Origin of the sequence: Pseudomonas sp. MYb193, from assembly GCF_002966775.1 — a bacterium.
Classification (GTDB): domain Bacteria; phylum Pseudomonadota; class Gammaproteobacteria; order Pseudomonadales; family Pseudomonadaceae; genus Aquipseudomonas; species Aquipseudomonas paracarnis.
Window position 1 is genome coordinate 1,903,488 of sequence record NZ_CP023269.1, and the last position, 15,859, is coordinate 1,919,346.

General features: G+C 46.2%; 14 protein-coding genes. All 14 read left to right on the plus strand.

The window, feature by feature from the left end:
- Nucleotides 1–208: 208 nt before the first annotated feature.
- The 14 genes from CLM72_RS08950 to CLM72_RS09015 all read left to right on the plus strand — a co-directional run bounded on the left by CLM72_RS08950 (nucleotide 209) and on the right by CLM72_RS09015 (nucleotide 15,769).
- Nucleotides 209–703 carry a transcription termination/antitermination NusG family protein gene (locus tag CLM72_RS08950; protein WP_105226213.1) on the plus strand — a complete coding sequence of 165 codons (495 nt, stop codon included), beginning with the start codon at nucleotides 209–211 and terminating at the stop codon, nucleotides 701–703.
- A gap of 216 nt (nucleotides 704–919) precedes the next feature.
- Nucleotides 920–1,486, plus strand: coding sequence for an acyltransferase (locus CLM72_RS08955; protein ID WP_105226214.1), 567 nt, complete (start codon nucleotides 920–922; stop codon nucleotides 1,484–1,486).
- An 85-nt stretch (nucleotides 1,487–1,571) separates the two neighbouring features.
- Entirely contained in the window at nucleotides 1,572–2,711 is a 1,140-nt protein-coding gene (gene rffA, locus CLM72_RS08960) for a dTDP-4-amino-4,6-dideoxygalactose transaminase (protein ID WP_105226215.1), read from the plus strand.
- Nucleotides 2,708–4,006, plus strand: a complete 1,299-nt coding sequence (locus CLM72_RS08965) for an O-antigen translocase (protein ID WP_105226216.1) — start codon at nucleotides 2,708–2,710, stop codon at nucleotides 4,004–4,006. Before rffA ends, CLM72_RS08965 begins: the two co-directional genes overlap by 4 nt.
- Nucleotides 4,003–5,277 (plus strand): glycosyltransferase, encoded by a 1,275-nt coding sequence (locus CLM72_RS08970; RefSeq protein WP_105226217.1) that lies wholly within the window; start codon nucleotides 4,003–4,005, stop codon nucleotides 5,275–5,277. The genes CLM72_RS08965 and CLM72_RS08970 overlap by 4 nt, the downstream gene beginning before the upstream one ends.
- Before the next feature lie 20 nt (nucleotides 5,278–5,297).
- Nucleotides 5,298–6,419, plus strand: a complete 1,122-nt coding sequence (gene gmd, locus CLM72_RS08975) for a GDP-mannose 4,6-dehydratase (protein ID WP_105226218.1) — start codon at nucleotides 5,298–5,300, stop codon at nucleotides 6,417–6,419.
- A gap of 1 nt (nucleotide 6,420) precedes the next feature.
- A complete protein-coding gene (locus tag CLM72_RS08980; RefSeq protein WP_105226219.1) occupies nucleotides 6,421–7,395 on the plus strand; it encodes a GDP-L-fucose synthase in 975 nt (324 codons plus the stop codon).
- A 120-nt stretch (nucleotides 7,396–7,515) separates the two neighbouring features.
- Entirely contained in the window at nucleotides 7,516–8,568 is a 1,053-nt protein-coding gene (locus CLM72_RS08985) for an EpsG family protein (protein WP_105226220.1), read from the plus strand.
- A complete protein-coding gene (locus tag CLM72_RS08990) occupies nucleotides 8,565–9,971 on the plus strand; it encodes a mannose-1-phosphate guanylyltransferase/mannose-6-phosphate isomerase (RefSeq protein ID WP_105226221.1) in 1,407 nt (468 codons plus the stop codon). The genes CLM72_RS08985 and CLM72_RS08990 overlap by 4 nt, the downstream gene beginning before the upstream one ends.
- 15 nt (nucleotides 9,972–9,986) lie before the next feature.
- Nucleotides 9,987–11,219, plus strand: coding sequence for a glycosyltransferase family 4 protein (locus tag CLM72_RS08995; protein ID WP_105226222.1), 1,233 nt, complete (start codon nucleotides 9,987–9,989; stop codon nucleotides 11,217–11,219).
- Nucleotides 11,216–11,848 (plus strand): N-acetyltransferase, encoded by a 633-nt coding sequence (locus CLM72_RS09000; RefSeq protein ID WP_105226223.1) that lies wholly within the window; start codon nucleotides 11,216–11,218, stop codon nucleotides 11,846–11,848. Before CLM72_RS08995 ends, CLM72_RS09000 begins: the two co-directional genes overlap by 4 nt.
- Nucleotide 11,849: 1 nt before the next feature.
- On the plus strand, nucleotides 11,850–13,013 hold the full coding sequence (locus CLM72_RS09005; RefSeq protein ID WP_105226224.1) for a DegT/DnrJ/EryC1/StrS aminotransferase family protein: 1,164 nt from the start codon (nucleotides 11,850–11,852) through the stop codon (nucleotides 13,011–13,013).
- Entirely contained in the window at nucleotides 13,006–13,599 is a 594-nt protein-coding gene (locus CLM72_RS09010) for a sugar transferase (RefSeq protein WP_105226225.1), read from the plus strand. The genes CLM72_RS09005 and CLM72_RS09010 overlap by 8 nt, the downstream gene beginning before the upstream one ends.
- A gap of 175 nt (nucleotides 13,600–13,774) precedes the next feature.
- Nucleotides 13,775–15,769 carry a nucleoside-diphosphate sugar epimerase/dehydratase gene (locus CLM72_RS09015; RefSeq protein ID WP_105226226.1) on the plus strand — a complete coding sequence of 665 codons (1,995 nt, stop codon included), beginning with the start codon at nucleotides 13,775–13,777 and terminating at the stop codon, nucleotides 15,767–15,769.
- Nucleotides 15,770–15,859: the final 90 nt, after the last annotated feature.

Below are 15,859 nucleotides of genomic sequence, written 5' to 3' on the forward strand. Positions count from 1 at the left end.
TTTTTTGGAGCTGTGTCCATTTTTGGGATCTGGCTGCACGCAGTGGATCAGTTTGGTAATAAGTGATTCTGGGTGTGCTTGGTGGGTTTGCCCTGACTAATTCAAAGGGAACTGCTAGATTCCAATGTGCTTGTCAATGGTGATGAGCTGAATAAGCAAATGTCCTGAAAAAATCTGAAAAAGACACCCAGGTGCATAATTCACGTATATGAACAAGCCTACAACGATAGCGTTAGCGGACAAGCGGCGAGATTGGTATTTGGTGCAGAGCAAGCCGAAGCAGGACGAGCGCGCAGAGGAAAATCTCGTGCGCCAAGGATATGTGTGCTGTAGACCACGCTGCCGACGTCAGAGGCTTGTACGCGGGACATCGCAATTTGTCGAAGAGTCGCTTTTCCCTGGCTATTTGTTTATACATATGCCTGCGGGAACGAACTGGACACCGCTCTCTTCTACCCGAGGCGTAACGAAGGTGGTAGCGTTTGGTGGGCGCCCGCTGGCGGTCGCTGATGAGTTGATTGAGGCGTTACAGTTACGCAGTAGTATAGAGCTTGCTACGTATTCAGATGCTGATGAGGCGATCGTTACCGTTGAGGGCGAATTATCCGGTGTTGATTCGATTTTCGTCTCAATTGACGGTGGGGAGCGGGTCTTGCTACTGATGGATATCATGTGCCGTCAAGCGAAGCTCTGCATGCAGTGAGCGGATGTGAGGCGAGTGCAGATTGACACCAAATTTCGCGCCTAGGCAGCGAAATGGGACGTTTTCAGGAAATTGACGAATAATCCTGGGGCGGTAGCGTGCCAGGAATGGATCAGATGCGTTAGTTACTTAGCTTAGTGATATAGCGTGATCTGATAGATGTCCGTATATTTAAGTAAGCTTTATATTAGAAATCACATGTCGGAGCGGTAGAGAATGGCGTACTTAAATCAGATTGAACTTGAGCGTTTTGGGTTTAAGTCATTAGGCCGGCATGTGAAAATCAGTGATAAGGCATGCATTTACAACGCTGATCAGTTAGAAATAGGTGATTACTCCCGTATTGACGATTTTTGTATTATTTCAGGTACCGTCAAGATAGGGCGATTTAATCATATAACGCCTATGTGTCTGGTGGCGGGTGGGGCTCCTGGAATAGTATTTGAAGATTTTTGTACGCTTGCGTATGGCGTCAAGGTATTCGCGCAGTCAGATGACTACAGCGGTGAAACACTTACAAATTCGTTAATCCCCAAGAAGTTCAAAAATGAATTATTCGCAGCTATCCACTTAGAAAAGCATGTCATCGTGGGAGCGGGGTCGACTATTTTGCCGGGTGTAAAAGTAGAAGTAGGCTGTTCAGTTGGAGCAATGAGTCTACTGACCAAAAGCACTTCTGCTTGGGGAATTTACGCTGGTGTGCCTGCTAAGCGGGTCAAGGAAAGAAGGAAGGACCTGTTGCAGCTTGAAGATGATTTCTTGAAATCATTGACTGATACCTGAGTATGTAAGTATCTAAATTATAGCTGTCATCTTAATGTTTGGATTTTTATAACAGCGTTTTCAATCTTTAGTAGCAGGAGTTAAAGTGATTCCATTTAACAAGCCGCCTTACACAGGCGAAGAAGACAAGTACGTTATCAAGGCTATGAGAAGTAGCAAGATGTCTGGGGATGGCGAATTTACTCAAAAGTCCCAGGATTGGTTCGAGAAAAATCTGGGGTGCAAAAAAACCCTATTGACCCCGTCTTGTACCCAAGCGCTTGAAATGGCTGCGTTACTTATAGATATCAAGCCAGGTGATGAAGTTATCATGCCTAGCTACACATTTGTCAGCACTGCCAATGCCTTCGTGTTGCGAGGTGCAAAAATAGTATTTGTCGATGTTCATCCGGAAACCATGAACATTGATGAAACGGTCATTGAAGCTGCGATTACTGAAAAGACTAAGGCTATTATTCCGGTTCACTATGCAGGTATTGCGTGTGAGATGGACATTATCATGGCATTGGCTGAAAAGCATGGCCTCTTCGTGATAGAGGATGCCGCACAGGGCATGATGTCCACTTACAAAGGAAAGCCACTGGGTACTATTGGTCACCTGGCAGCATACAGTTTTCACGAAACCAAAAATTACACAAGTGGTGGAGAGGGTGGTTTACTGTTAATCAACGATGAGCGTTTCATACTTCGCGCTGAAGTTATTCGCGAAAAAGGAACTAATCGGTCACAGTTTTTCCGTGGTCAAGTTGATAAGTATACTTGGCGAGATCTTGGGTCGAGCTTTCTTCCGGGCGAGCTTCAGGCTGCATATCTGTATGCGCAGCTTGAAAATGCTAACAAAATCAATGAGCGAAGAATGCAGATCTGGAATAACTATCACCATGCGTTTGCTGAGCTGGAGCAGCAGGGTGTATTAACTAGACCTTTCTTACCGAGTTCAGTCAATCATAATGCCCATATGTATTATTTGAAACTCAAAGATATTTCTGTACGTGCTAAGTTTATTACTGCGTTGGCTGATAAAGGTATACTGGCTCCTTTCCATTATATTCCGTTGCACTCAAGCCCTGCCGGTGAAGTGTTTGGTCGGTTTGTCGCTGAGGATAAGTTTACAACGATTGAAAGTGAGCGTCTGGTCCGTCTTCCTTTGTATTTCAATATGACAGAAGAAGAAAATCAAACTGTTATAGATGCAGTTATTGAGGTCATGAGTAACCTAAGATGAGTATGGTATCGTCGTTGGCTCTTACCTCGCTCGCCCATGGTGCAAAAATACTTGCTGGGTTCGCTCTGCTGAAAATTATGGCGGTTTACCTCGGGCCGGACGGTATTGGTCAGTTGGGACACATGATGAGTGTGGTAAGTATCCTCACAGTATTGTCAGGGGGAGGGATCATCAACGGCGTCGTGAAGTATACGTCTGAGTATAGAAACAGGCCAGTTGTCCTGTTTCGCTTTGTCTCTGCGTCTGCGTCCTATGCGACATGCTTTGCATTGGTGGTAATGCTACTGGGCATCATATTCTCAGTTCCCATAGCACGACTGGTTTTCAATAACGGCGATATGTATCCAATTATATGTACCCTCGCCGTGATGCAGTTATTTTTTGCGTTTGCGAATATTGTGTTCGGCGTTTCAAATGGTCTAATGGATACTAAGATTTTTGCTTTTAGTCAGTTGTTTGGCAGCCTTATGTCTATTCCGTTATTTTGGATCGTTATCTATTATTTTTCGGTGTCGGGCGCCGCGCTCTCAATGGTGTTCGCTTCATCATTGTGCGCAATACCTGCATTTTTCTATTTTAAAAAATCTAATTTTTGGAATCGAATCAATCTTTCATTGTCGCTGAGTAATGGTTTTTCAAAGCTATTCTCGTATACCGTGATGCTGTTGTTTAGCACTGTTTGTTTTCCCATTGTGGAGATTTTTATTCGCCAGATCCTGATCACGCAAGTAGGGTTTCATGATGCAGGTATCTGGCAGGCATCGATTAGGCTTTCGGCTGCTTATTTAGGATTTTTTACTGTTTTTCTTGGTTTTTATTTTATGCCAAAGGCTTCCCTTCAGAGTGAGAGGAGTAAGCTTGCAGTCTTGGTTTTAAAATGCCTTATATTTGTGCAGGCTGCATTTTTACTGGGCGCACTGGTGCTTTATCTAGGGCGTGGATTTTTTGTAACTTTATTATTTTCCGAAGATTTTTCGCCCCTCAAAGAGTTGATCGCCTACCAGTTGGTAGGTGATTTTTTTAAAATAAGTTCTTATGTCTTCGGATTCATTGCCGTCGCCAAAGCCGCCACCAAATTATATATTGCTGCGGAAATTATCCAAGGTGGTGTTTTTTTTGGCATAGCCACTCTGTTGAGTTCAAGGGCTCCGGGGGTTGAGAGTGTAATGCAGGCCTATATGCTGACATATATTCTCTATTTTGTTGTAAGTGCAACCAGCGCAGTAGTCTATTTGCGTCGGCGCAATGGCAGGGAGCGTACGACGCCTGCAAAAATATTATTGGAAAAAAAATGAAAGTTCCGAAAATAGTGCATATATCCACCAATGATTTTGGTGGGGCCGGTAGCGCCGCATTGCGCTATCACGAAGCTTTTCTTGCGTTGGGCTATGACTCTGAAATCTATATTACAGAGTCAAAAAGGTCCTCCGTCGATGGCACCACAAAAATAATATCCGCTAATAATAACTCTCTTCGATTAAAAGCTACGTTAAGACGTTTTCTGCCACCTAAAATATTCTCGAAAATAAGGGGCTTTGTTTCAGCAAGATCAAAATTTTCAGGGGGGAAAAAATATTTATTTTTCACTCATGGTGAATCTGTGGGGCAGGGACTGAGTCCTAAACTCGTAACAGAGATCCAGCAGGCTGATTTCCTGTTTGTGCACTGGGTTGCTGGATTCGCAAGCACTTATGACGTACTGGAAATCCATAAAAAGACAGGCTGCAAAGTCTACTTTATTACCATGGATATGGCGCACTTGACTGGTGGATGCCACTATTACTGGAGTTGCAGAGGCTTTGTTTCTGATTGTTCGGATTGTCCCGCGCTCGATTTCGGCGTTCGTAATTATGCTGCCCATCAGTTGCGCGCTAAGGCGATCAATGTCGCAGCAATGAATGCGTCGATCTTATGCTGCAGTGAGCGAATTACAGAAGAGGCCAAAGCATCCGCGATTCCCTATAGTGAATATGTAAGGTTGCCAATTCCTATTAACGAGCAATTCTATGCTCCTGCGGCTACGCCTCGTGTTGGTCCTTTTAAAATTCTGACAAATGCTAACGATGTTGATGACCCCCGTAAAGGGTTCAACTATCTGTTGGAGGTTCTGATTCATCTTGACAGGATGTTATCAGGCGATGCAAAAATTTGTATTTTGTGTTTGAAATCAGAATTTTTCAGTAGCATAGATTTTAAGCATATTGAGTTTGAAGAGTTTGGTTTTCGGCGAGGAGATGAACAACTTTCGGATCTCTATAGATCCGTCAATGTCTTTGTAAATACCTCGACTGAAGATGCTGGGCCCATGATGCTTGCCGAGGCGCTTATGTGTGGTACGCCGGTCGTGTCTTTCGACGTGGGCATGGCCCATGAGTTAATTCGCGAAGGGCGGAATGGCTATTTGGTTGCAAGGCTTGATTCTAAGTCGGTAGCTGAAAGAGTGTTTTCTCTGTATTCATTCGGCACTGAATTATTTGATACGCCGTTTGAAATTCACCGGCAGGTTTCTGAAGTGTTTAGTATTAAAAGCTGGAAAGATAAAGTTTCCAGTCTTGTTACGCTCTAAAAATATTTAAAGGAGTCGCAATGAAAAAGAAAGCCCTCATAACTGGAGTAACAGGCCAAGACGGTTCTTATTTGGCTGAGTTTTTGCTCGAAAAAGGTTATGAAGTTCATGGTATCAAGCGTCGTGCATCTTCGTTTAATACGCAGCGTGTAGACCATATTTACCAGGATCCGCATGTGGAGAATAAGAATTTTGTTCTTCATTATGGAGATCTAACCGACTCTTCAAATTTGACGCGTATTCTTCAAGAGGTTCAGCCTGACGAAGTTTACAACTTGGGCGCGCAGTCTCATGTCGCTGTGAGCTTTGAATCTCCAGAATATACCGCCGATGTCGATGCGATGGGGACTCTGCGTCTTCTAGAAGCGATTCGGATTCTTGGTTTGGAAAAGAAGACCCGCTTTTACCAGGCTTCTACATCCGAATTGTATGGTTTGGTTCAGGAGATTCCTCAAAAAGAAACGACTCCTTTTTACCCGCGTTCACCATACGCCGTAGCGAAAATGTACGCTTACTGGATCACTGTAAATTACCGTGAAGCATATGGAATTTACGCTTGCAATGGTATTTTGTTTAACCACGAGTCTCCACGTCGTGGCGAAACATTTGTAACCCGAAAAATTACCCGTGCATTGGCAAACATTGGTCAAGGTATTGAGAAATGCCTCTACTTGGGTAACATGGACGCACTACGGGACTGGGGTCATGCTAAGGACTATGTTCGGATGCAATGGATGATGTTGCAGCAGGACAAGCCCGAAGATTTCGTTATCGCCACTGGTGTACAGTACTCGGTCCGCCAGTTCGTCATCTGGTCTGCAAACGAGCTAGGTGTGACTCTTCGCTTTGAAGGTGAAGGCGTTGATGAAAAGGCAATCGTTGAAAAAGTCGAAGGTGACAAGGCGCCTGCTCTGAAAGTAGGTGATGTGATTGTTCAGGTCGATCCGCGTTATTTCCGCCCAGCAGAAGTAGAAACGCTTTTAGGTGATCCAAGCAAAGCTAAGGAAGTGCTGGGTTGGATCCCTGAAATCACTGTGCAGGAAATGTGCGCGGAAATGGTTTCTGAGGACCTGAAAGCTTCTCGTCGTCACGCGCTTCTTATGTCTCACGGGCATGACGTACACGTATCGCTGGAGCGTTGATATGAGCGCTGATCTGGGTAAGACTATTTTTGTTGCCGGTCATCAAGGCATGGTTGGGTCCGCTATCGTCCGACGGTTGAATGCACTTGGCTTCACGAATGTGCTGACGAGAAGCAGGAAGGAGTTGGACTTGCTCAATCAGGCACAAGTGGCAAGCTTTTTCAATGAGCATAAGATTGACCAAGTGTATCTGGCCGCGGCTAAGGTTGGCGGTATTCATGCAAATAACGTTTATCCTGCCGATTTCATCTATGAAAACCTAGTGATTGAATCAAATGTGATTCATGGGGCCTACATAAATGGCGTCAATAAGTTACTGTTCTTAGGGTCTTCGTGCATCTATCCAAAGCATGCTGTACAGCCTATGAGTGAAAATGCACTGTTAACGGGGACGCTGGAGGAAACTAACGAACCCTATGCTATTGCAAAGATCGCCGGTATCAAATTGTGCGAAAGTTATAATCGACAGTTTCAAACAGACTACCGTAGCGTCATGCCGACAAACCTTTATGGTCCGCACGATAATTATCATCCCGATAACAGTCATGTGATTCCTGCACTGATACGCCGATTCCATGACGCTGTCCAATCAGACAAGGAAGAAATTGTCATTTGGGGCAGTGGCAAACCAATGCGGGAATTTATGCATGTTGATGATATGGCGTCTGCCTCTGTGTACGTTATGAATCTTCCCTTCGATGCCTACGCTGAGCACGTTCAGCCGATGCTGTCTCACATCAACGTCGGCACCGGCGTTGATTGCAGTATTCGTGAGCTCGCTGAGGCAATGGCGAAGGTGACGAACTTCAAGGGCAGGCTTATTTTTGATACATCGAAACCTGATGGAACTCCTCGGAAATTGATGGACGTTTCGCGTTTGCAAGCGATGGGGTGGAGCGCATCTATTTCGCTATATGAGGGGCTGGAAGACGCTTACAGCTGGTTTGTGAAGAACGCGAGTTCTGTCAGAGGGTAACTCTATGTATTCAAGGCGGGCGCTGATATCAGGCCCGCTTGAATTCTTGGGCCTTGATATTCTGTTGTTTGGTCTAAGAGGTATCCGTGTGTTCTTAGGTTGTTAACAGAGTTATTATTAATGTTTTTATATTTTTTCCCATTTTTTATTTCTTTTGTATATTCGGCCATAGGAAGACCAGGGCGCATAGCTTACTTTTTTTTGGCATGCTTACTGATTGCTCTATGCGCATTGCAAGCGCCAGGCGTATCAGAAGATCATCTGAATTACGTCAATTACGTTTCAGGGATTTCTGACGGTACGGTTGGTGTTTTTTTTATCGAACCAACCTTTTATATTCTAACTAAGCTTTCCCTCCTTTTGACTGGCGGGAATGCTTTAATGTTTTTGATTTATGCGATTCTTGGAGTTGGTATAAAGCTGTACTTGTCGAAAGAAATAAGTGGGTACTATTGGTTTAGTGCATCGATTTATATCTCGTACTTTTTTTTTCTACAAGACTTTACGCAAATCAGAATTGGAGTAGCGATGAGCTTCGTCTTGCTCTCTACGTTCCGCTTTTATGAAGGTAAACGCCTGAGTGCGTCGCTATTATTTCTATGTGCGATATTTTTTCATTACTCAACTGCATTTTTTTTGCCGTTTTTCTTGTTGTTTTATTTTAATAATGCTCGATTTGCTTTGGCCCTTTATCTCTTATGCTTCGTCTTCCTACTGCTATTTATACTTGATGTCAGTCTGACGCAGGGGTTGTTGAGTGTTGCGTCGAGCATGTCAATCGAACGGTTGAGTTTTTATATTGAAAATGCATTGGCGGGGGAGGGGGGCGGGATTAACCTTGTTCGCGTATTATTTCACTTTGTCCTACTCACACCGCCGGTATTGCTGTTTGATCGTATTAAGAGGCAATCAAGCTTCATTTCCTATGCTGTTATAGTTCATTTGTGTGGATTGATTGTTTTGCTGTTGTTGCATGACTTGCAAGTTTTTGCTTACAGAATTTCTGATATATTTAATGGGTTTATGATGTTCTCCCTTATTTCATATATCGTAATTTTCGGTAGGCTTGTGGGCGGGGCAATGATACTCAGTGTGGCATTGTTTCAACTTGTCTATGTACTGGTTATCCTTGGATTCGTGAATCCTTATACTTCTGTCTTGGGTGTTTTATGATAGTTCCTGTTATTATGGCCGGTGGTTTCGGTTCCAGGCTTTGGCCAATTTCCCGCCAGCAACATCCTAAGCAGTTCTTGCCGCTTATCGATGATTTATCCATGCTGCAGGTCACTATTGAGCGTTTATCCGGACTCGTGATCGCTGAACCTCAAATGATCTGTAATGAACAGCATCGGTTTCTGGTAGCAGAGCAGCTGCGCCAGATTGGTTTGGAAAATGCCAATATCCTGCTGGAGCCCGAAGGGCGCAGTACCGCTCCGGCTATAGCTCTTGCGGCGTTAAGAATGATTCAGGGTGGTGAGGACCCGGTGCTGCTAGTCTTGGCTGCCGATCACCATATACAGGACGTTTCAGCGTTCCACCAGAGCGTTTTGACAGCTCTGCCTTTTGCTGAGTCTGGAAAACTCGTGGTTTTTGGTATTGATCCGACTTCACCCGAAACGGGCTATGGCTATATCGAGCGAGGCGAAGCTCTCGATGGTGGTGGCTATAAAGTGAAGCAGTTTGTCGAGAAGCCCAGTGCGGTAGTGGCTGAGAGCTATCTTGCACAGGGTTGTTTCTCATGGAACAGTGGAATGTTCATGTTCCGTGCAAGGGCATTCCTTAAAGAATTGCAGCTCTTCCAGCCCGATATTTTTTCGATCTGTCAGGAGGCGCTCAAGAACGGTGTGCAAGATCTGCACTTTACTCGCGTCGACCCGAAACTCTTTGCGACGTGTCCTGACTTGTCTATCGACTATGCCGTGATGGAGAAAACTGAAAACTCGGTAGTAGTACCCATGGGCGCCGGCTGGAGCGACATAGGGTCTTGGTCGGCGCTTTGGGAGGTCGGTGTAAAGGATGAGTCGCGCAATATTATGAAGGGTGACGTATTGACCCACGATACGCGCGATACCTATCTGCATGCCGAAAGCCGTCTGGTAACCGCGGTGGGTGTGGAAAATCTGATAATTGTTGAGACAAAAGACTCGGTGCTGGTTGCACATAAAGATCGGGTGCAAGATGTAAAAGTTATTGTAGAAAAATTGAAAGCGCAGAACCGCCCTGAGTTTATTTTTCATCGTGAGGTCTATCGACCTTGGGGCAGCTACGACTCGATTGACCAAGGCCCACGTTACCAAGTCAAGCGGATTACAGTGAGGCCGGGAGCCAAGCTGTCCGTACAAATGCATCATCACCGCGCTGAGCATTGGATTGTCGTGAGTGGAACCGCGAAGGTGACAAATGGTGAAAAGAGTTATCTGGTGACAGAAAACCAGTCAACATACATACCGATTGGCCAAATTCATGCGCTGGAAAATCCAGGTAAGGTACCGCTGGAATTGATTGAAGTTCAATCAGGTTCATATCTGGGTGAAGATGACATCGTGCGCTTTGAAGACCGATACGGTCGAAGTTAATTTAAGGTAGATAACTTGAAAGTCATTATCGCAAGCTGCGTTTTTCCGCCTGAGCCGGTTGTAAGCGCCAAAACCAGTATGGACGTCGCTCAGTATTTTCACGAGCAGGGGCATGAGGTTATCGTTGCGTGCCCTACGCCTAGCCGCAACGTCTCGAAGGCTGACGCTGACGAAAAGGTGGCCTCTATGTCACTGCCTTTTTTGGTCAAGAGGCTGTTTGCAATCTCTTCCGGAAAATCGGGTTTTCTATCTCGATTTGTCGAGAATGTTTCCTATGGGCTTTCGGTTTTTTTCTTTTTGTTGAAACAGAGAAAAGTAGATGTTGTTTACGCGAATGTTTGGCCTGTATTCTCGCTGGGTCTACTATTGTTGGCTTGCAAAATTAAAGGTATCAAGGTCGTAGCAAGCGTTCAGGATTTGTATCCCGAGTCACTGGCTGCGCAAAGGCGCTTGAGTAATACGGGTGTTATTTATAAGGTCTTATTCTTTCTAGACTCTTTTGTTGCTAGGCGGTGCGATCAAATCATCGTTATTTCTGATGGGTTCAAAACGTCCTATACACAGGAGCGTGGAATCAACGAAGGCAAAATCACAGTAATCCGTAATTGGGTGAAGAGCGCTCAAGTCACCGTTATGGACAAAGCACTCGCGCGAGCTCAGCTTGCTGCACAGACTTCCATCATCTTGGCCGACGATGATGTTGTTTGTGTCTACGGTGGTAACATGGGGGTTGCTTCCGGTTTGGATGAGTTTATGAGTCATATCGGGATGGTTGACAATCGGATTATCTTCCTATTGGCAGGTGATGGTTCTCTTGTGCCTGGTTTGCGTAGAATGGTCCAGCAAAGAGGTCTGGAGTCACGTGTCAAGTTTCTGGTGCCGTGGCCTGCGGAGTTGACATCAATTGCCTTCGGTGCCGCTGATTTGTTGCTGCTCCCTATTGCCGCAGGTCAGGAATTTGCTTCGGTCCCCTCCAAGCTGATAACCTACCTGCTTGCTGCACGTCCTATTATGTTACTGACAAATAGTCGTAGCGAGTCTGCAATCGAGCTTAAAAACTCAGGTGCTGGTTTTTGCGTTGAAGAACGTAGCGATGGGGCTATTTCTTCATGCCTGGATGGTTTTGTAAGGCTATCTCCAGAAGAGCGCATGACCATGGGCAGGTCTGGCCGAGCTTATGCTGAAAACTTTTACTCTTCTGATCTGGCATTAGCGAAAATTAATACCATTTTTGAGAGGTTGGTATGAATATCCAGCGCGCTAGCGGCGCAGATGAAGGCTCCGTTCGCTATTTGGTGAGCTTGCACATTGCTGCGTTTCCGGGGTTTTTTCTAACGTCCCTAGGCCCACGTTTTCTCAACTTACTTTACAGTAACTATCTTTCATCTTCGGAGTGCATTTGTCTAGTTGCTCGAAACGCTGAAGATGTGAGCTCTAATCCTATGGGTGTCGCTGTCGCTATTACCAACCCGTCAGCTTTTTACAAACGTTTGTTGAGGACGCAGGGATTCAAATTTTTTTTCTATGCGATCCCTTGTCTGCTTAAGAACCCAGGAAACGTCGTGAAAAAACTAGCCTCTGCTCTTTTTTATAAAGGCGATGCGAGTGAGGAGGTCGACACGAGCAATGCTGTATTGCTGAGTACTATTTCCGTGTCCCCTGATGCTCAAGGTTTGGGGGTGGGAGGTAAGCTACTGCAAGGTATCGAGGAAGTTGCGAATCAATCAAAGTTTGATTTTATTTACCTGATCACCGATCGCGATGGCAACGACCCCGTCAATGCGTTTTATCTCAAGAACGGTTATGTCTTGGACGCAGTGCTTTCCAAAAGTGGAAACAGATTCATGAATCGTTATATCAAAACGCTCGGAGTGTAATATGGCTAGCCTAGATTTTTTGCCTTTCGCTCTTCCTGAAATCGGGGAGGAAGAAATCAATGAAGTGGTTGATGCGATTCGTTCAGGCTGGGTAACCACGGGACCCAAAGCACGCCAGTTCGAGCAAGACTTTTCACAATTTTTGGGTGGCGACCTGGAAAGTATTGCCGTCAACTCGGCAACTGCAGGGCTTCATCTCGCATTAGAAGCTATCGGCATTGGTGCTGGTGACGAAGTGATTTTGCCGACTTATACATTTACGGCCACTGCGGAAGTGGTGCGGTATTTGGGCGGTACCCCAGTTTTTGTTGATGTGCTGCAGGATACTTACAATATCGACCCTACCGCAATTGTTGCTGCTATCACTCCGCGCACTAAAGCCATTATGCCTGTTCATTTTGCTGGCTTGAGCTGCGATATGGATGCGATCCTTTCGATTGCCGAAGAATATGGTCTGCGAGTGGTTGAGGATGCAGCTCATGCGCTGCCGACAACGTGGCACGGGCGGAAAATTGGTGCACTGAGTTCCGACTTCACGGTTTTTAGTTTTTACGCCAATAAGACTATGACAACGGGCGAAGGGGGTATGGTTGTTACCCGTGATGCTGACCTTGCTAAGCGTTGCAAAATCATGCGTCTGCACGGCATCAGTAAAGATGCGTTTGATCGCTACGTATCTAAAACGCCTGCATGGTCATATGAAATTGTAGCTCCAGGTTTTAAATACAATATGAGTGACATCGCAGCTGCGATGGGTATCCATCAACTGCGCCGACTACCTGGCTTTCAGGTAAAACGCGAAGCGATGGCGCAGGTTTATAATACTGCGCTGAAGGAGCTTCCCCTGGTGTTACCACAGAATCCACCAGAGGGTGATCTCCACGCCCGACACCTTTACCCTATTCGTCTGCTTCCTGAAGCGGGCATAAGCAGAGACGTATTTATCGAAAGAATGGCGTCGGCCGGTATCGGCTGCTCTGTTCATTTCATTCCATTGCATTTGCATCCTTATTGGCGCGAAAGCTGCAATGTTTCCGCTGAAATGTTCCCTGTTGCACAGAAATTGTTTGAGCAAGAGGTTAGCATACCGCTTTACACAAAGATGACCGAAGCGGATCTCTTGCGTGTCATCGAGACCATAAAAATGGTGTTGAGCAATGCTTAAAAGATTGTTTGATATCTTTGCAGCACTTTTGGGATTGTTAGTACTCAGTCCATTTTTTTTGTTGGTTGTTTTATGGATTAAATCTGACTCCCCAGGTCCTGCCTTTTTCAGGCAAGTGAGGGTTGGACGCTTTGGTATTCCTTTTAAAATTCATAAATTTCGCACGATGAGTACTGATTCTGAACGCGGGGGACGGTTGACCATTGGTAAAGATGCCCGCGTGACACGTTCTGGTGATTTTCTCAGGCGTTTCAAGATCGACGAGCTTCCTCAGCTGATTGATGTGTTACTCGGCAAGATGAGCTTGGTGGGGCCTCGCCCGGAGGTGCAAGAATTTATCGATTGTTATGATCCCGCCATTCGGGAAAAGGTATTGTCGGTTCGTCCGGGTATTACCGACCGGGCGTCTATCGAAATGGTGGATGAGAATGAGATTCTGGCGAAATACGCTGATCCTCGAAAGGCTTACATTGAGGTGATCTTGCCGATTAAGCAGGCTTACTATCTACAGTACGTTGATGACCATAGTCTGTTGGTTGATCTCCGTATCATTTTCGCTACGGTTGTTAAAATCTTGGTGCGCTGACGGAAATAGAAATTCGAGCCGGCACCACCTCACCGTGATGGTGCTGGTTCGGATTTTTGACTTAAGCTATTCCCGGAGCTGATATTCGGCCTCCTTTGGGGCTTTTCCACCAGGCTTTGTGCTCAGTGGCCTTCGGTTCTTTATGATTCAGAAATTTGGAGGAAGCGGGTACTTCATGGACACAATTCGTGCGTATTTATTGAGCCTATCACGCAGGCAAAAGCGAGTTTTGCAGGTATTCACGGACATAATTCTGGTTTGGGTTGCGTTGTGGCTCGCCTTTGTAGTTCGTTTGGGTATTGACGACATGATCAACCCGGTCGAGATGCACTTATGGCTGTTCGTTTGTGCTCCCGTCGTTGCCATACCGTTGTTTATTCGCTTCGGTATGTATAGGGCCGTGATGAGGTATTTTGGCAATGATGCACTCATTGCGATTATCAAAGCGGTCAGCCTGTCTTCGCTGATCATTGGTGTTCTAGTTTACTGGTACAGCAACCACCAGCATGTTGTTCCTCGCTCCATCATCTTCAACTATTGGTGGCTCAGCCTGATCATGGTGGGTGGTTTGCGGTTGGCCATGCGTCAGTATTTTTTGGGCGATTGGTTTGCTGCATCACAACATGTGCCTTTCACCAGCCGTGAAGACGGCTTGCCACGGGTCGCTATCTACGGCGCGGGTGCTGCTGGTAATCAACTGGTCGCGGCTTTGCGTATGGGGCGAGTGATGCGCCCTGTTGCTTTTATCGATGATGACGCAAGCATTTCTGATCGTGTGATTTCCGGTTTACAGGTTTATAAGCCCAAACACATCCAGCGCATGATTGATGCGACGGGAGCTCAAGAGATTTTACTGGCTATCCCGTCTTCTAATCGTGGGCGTCGCCGAGAAATTCTTGGTTTCCTCGAAGGCTTTCCGCTGCATGTTCGCAGTGTTCCCGGTTTCATGGACTTGGCCAGCGGCCGTGTCAAAGTTGATGATATCCAAGAGGTTGACATTGCCGATCTTCTGGGACGCGATGCTGTCCCTGCCAACGAAGAATTACTCGAACACTGCATCAAGGGGCAGAGTGTCTTGGTGACAGGTGCTGGTGGTTCAATTGGCTCCGAACTTTGCCGCCAGATATTGTCGCTGCGTCCCACGACGCTGTTGTTGTTTGAACATAGTGAGTTCAATCTCTATAGCATTCTCTCTGAGTTGGAAGAGCGTGTTACCCGCGAGTCATTTCCCGTCAAAATTCTACCCATTCTCGGCTCTGTTCGGGACGAGAACAAATTGCTGGATGTGATGAGAACTTGGCATGTCGATACTGTTTACCATGCTGCCGCCTACAAGCATGTGCCGATGGTTGAACACAACATTGCAGAGGGGGTACTGAACAATGTCATTGGTACGCTCAATACTGCACAAGCTGCCTTGCAGGCCGGGGTGGCTAACTTTGTATTGATTTCTACGGACAAGGCGGTTCGTCCAACCAACGTCATGGGAAGCACCAAACGCCTGGCAGAGCTGACGTTACAAGCGCTTAGCCGGGAACTTGCTCCTGTGCTTTTCAACCAGAAATCCAATATATCCCATGTTAACAAGACCCGATTCACGATGGTCCGTTTCGGTAATGTACTGGGATCGTCCGGTTCAGTGATCCCTTTGTTCCACAGACAGATCAAGTCTGGTGGACCATTGACGGTCACGCATCCAAAGATTACTCGTTACTTTATGACGATTCCCGAGGCCGCTCAGTTGGTTATTCAGGCTGGTTCCATGGGGCTCGGCGGCGATGTATTCGTATTGGACATGGGGGAACCGGTGAAGATCGTTGAGTTGGCGGAAAAAATGATTCACCTGTCTGGCCTGAGAGTGCGTTCTGACAAGAACCCGCATGGTGATATTGCCATTGAGTTTTCCGGCTTGCGCCCAGGTGAAAAACTCTACGAAGAGCTGTTGATCGGCGACAACGTGGTTGCTACTCAGCACCCCATGATCATGAGTGCCAATGAGGACCATCTGTCATGGGAGGACCTCAAGTCGAAGTTGACTGAGCTTATTTCTGCTGTGGCTCAGGATGATTACACGCGAGTCAGACAAATGCTGCGCGAAACTGTCAGCGGCTACGCTCCAGACGGCGAAATTGTCGATTGGATCTATCAGCAACGTCGTCTCGAGCCCTGAGCTTACACGTTGTAACGTAGTCATTTTTGACTCTTCAAAAACATCGCCTAAGTTTGAAAAGCAGCTTCGGAGAAGCTGCTTTTCCTTTAC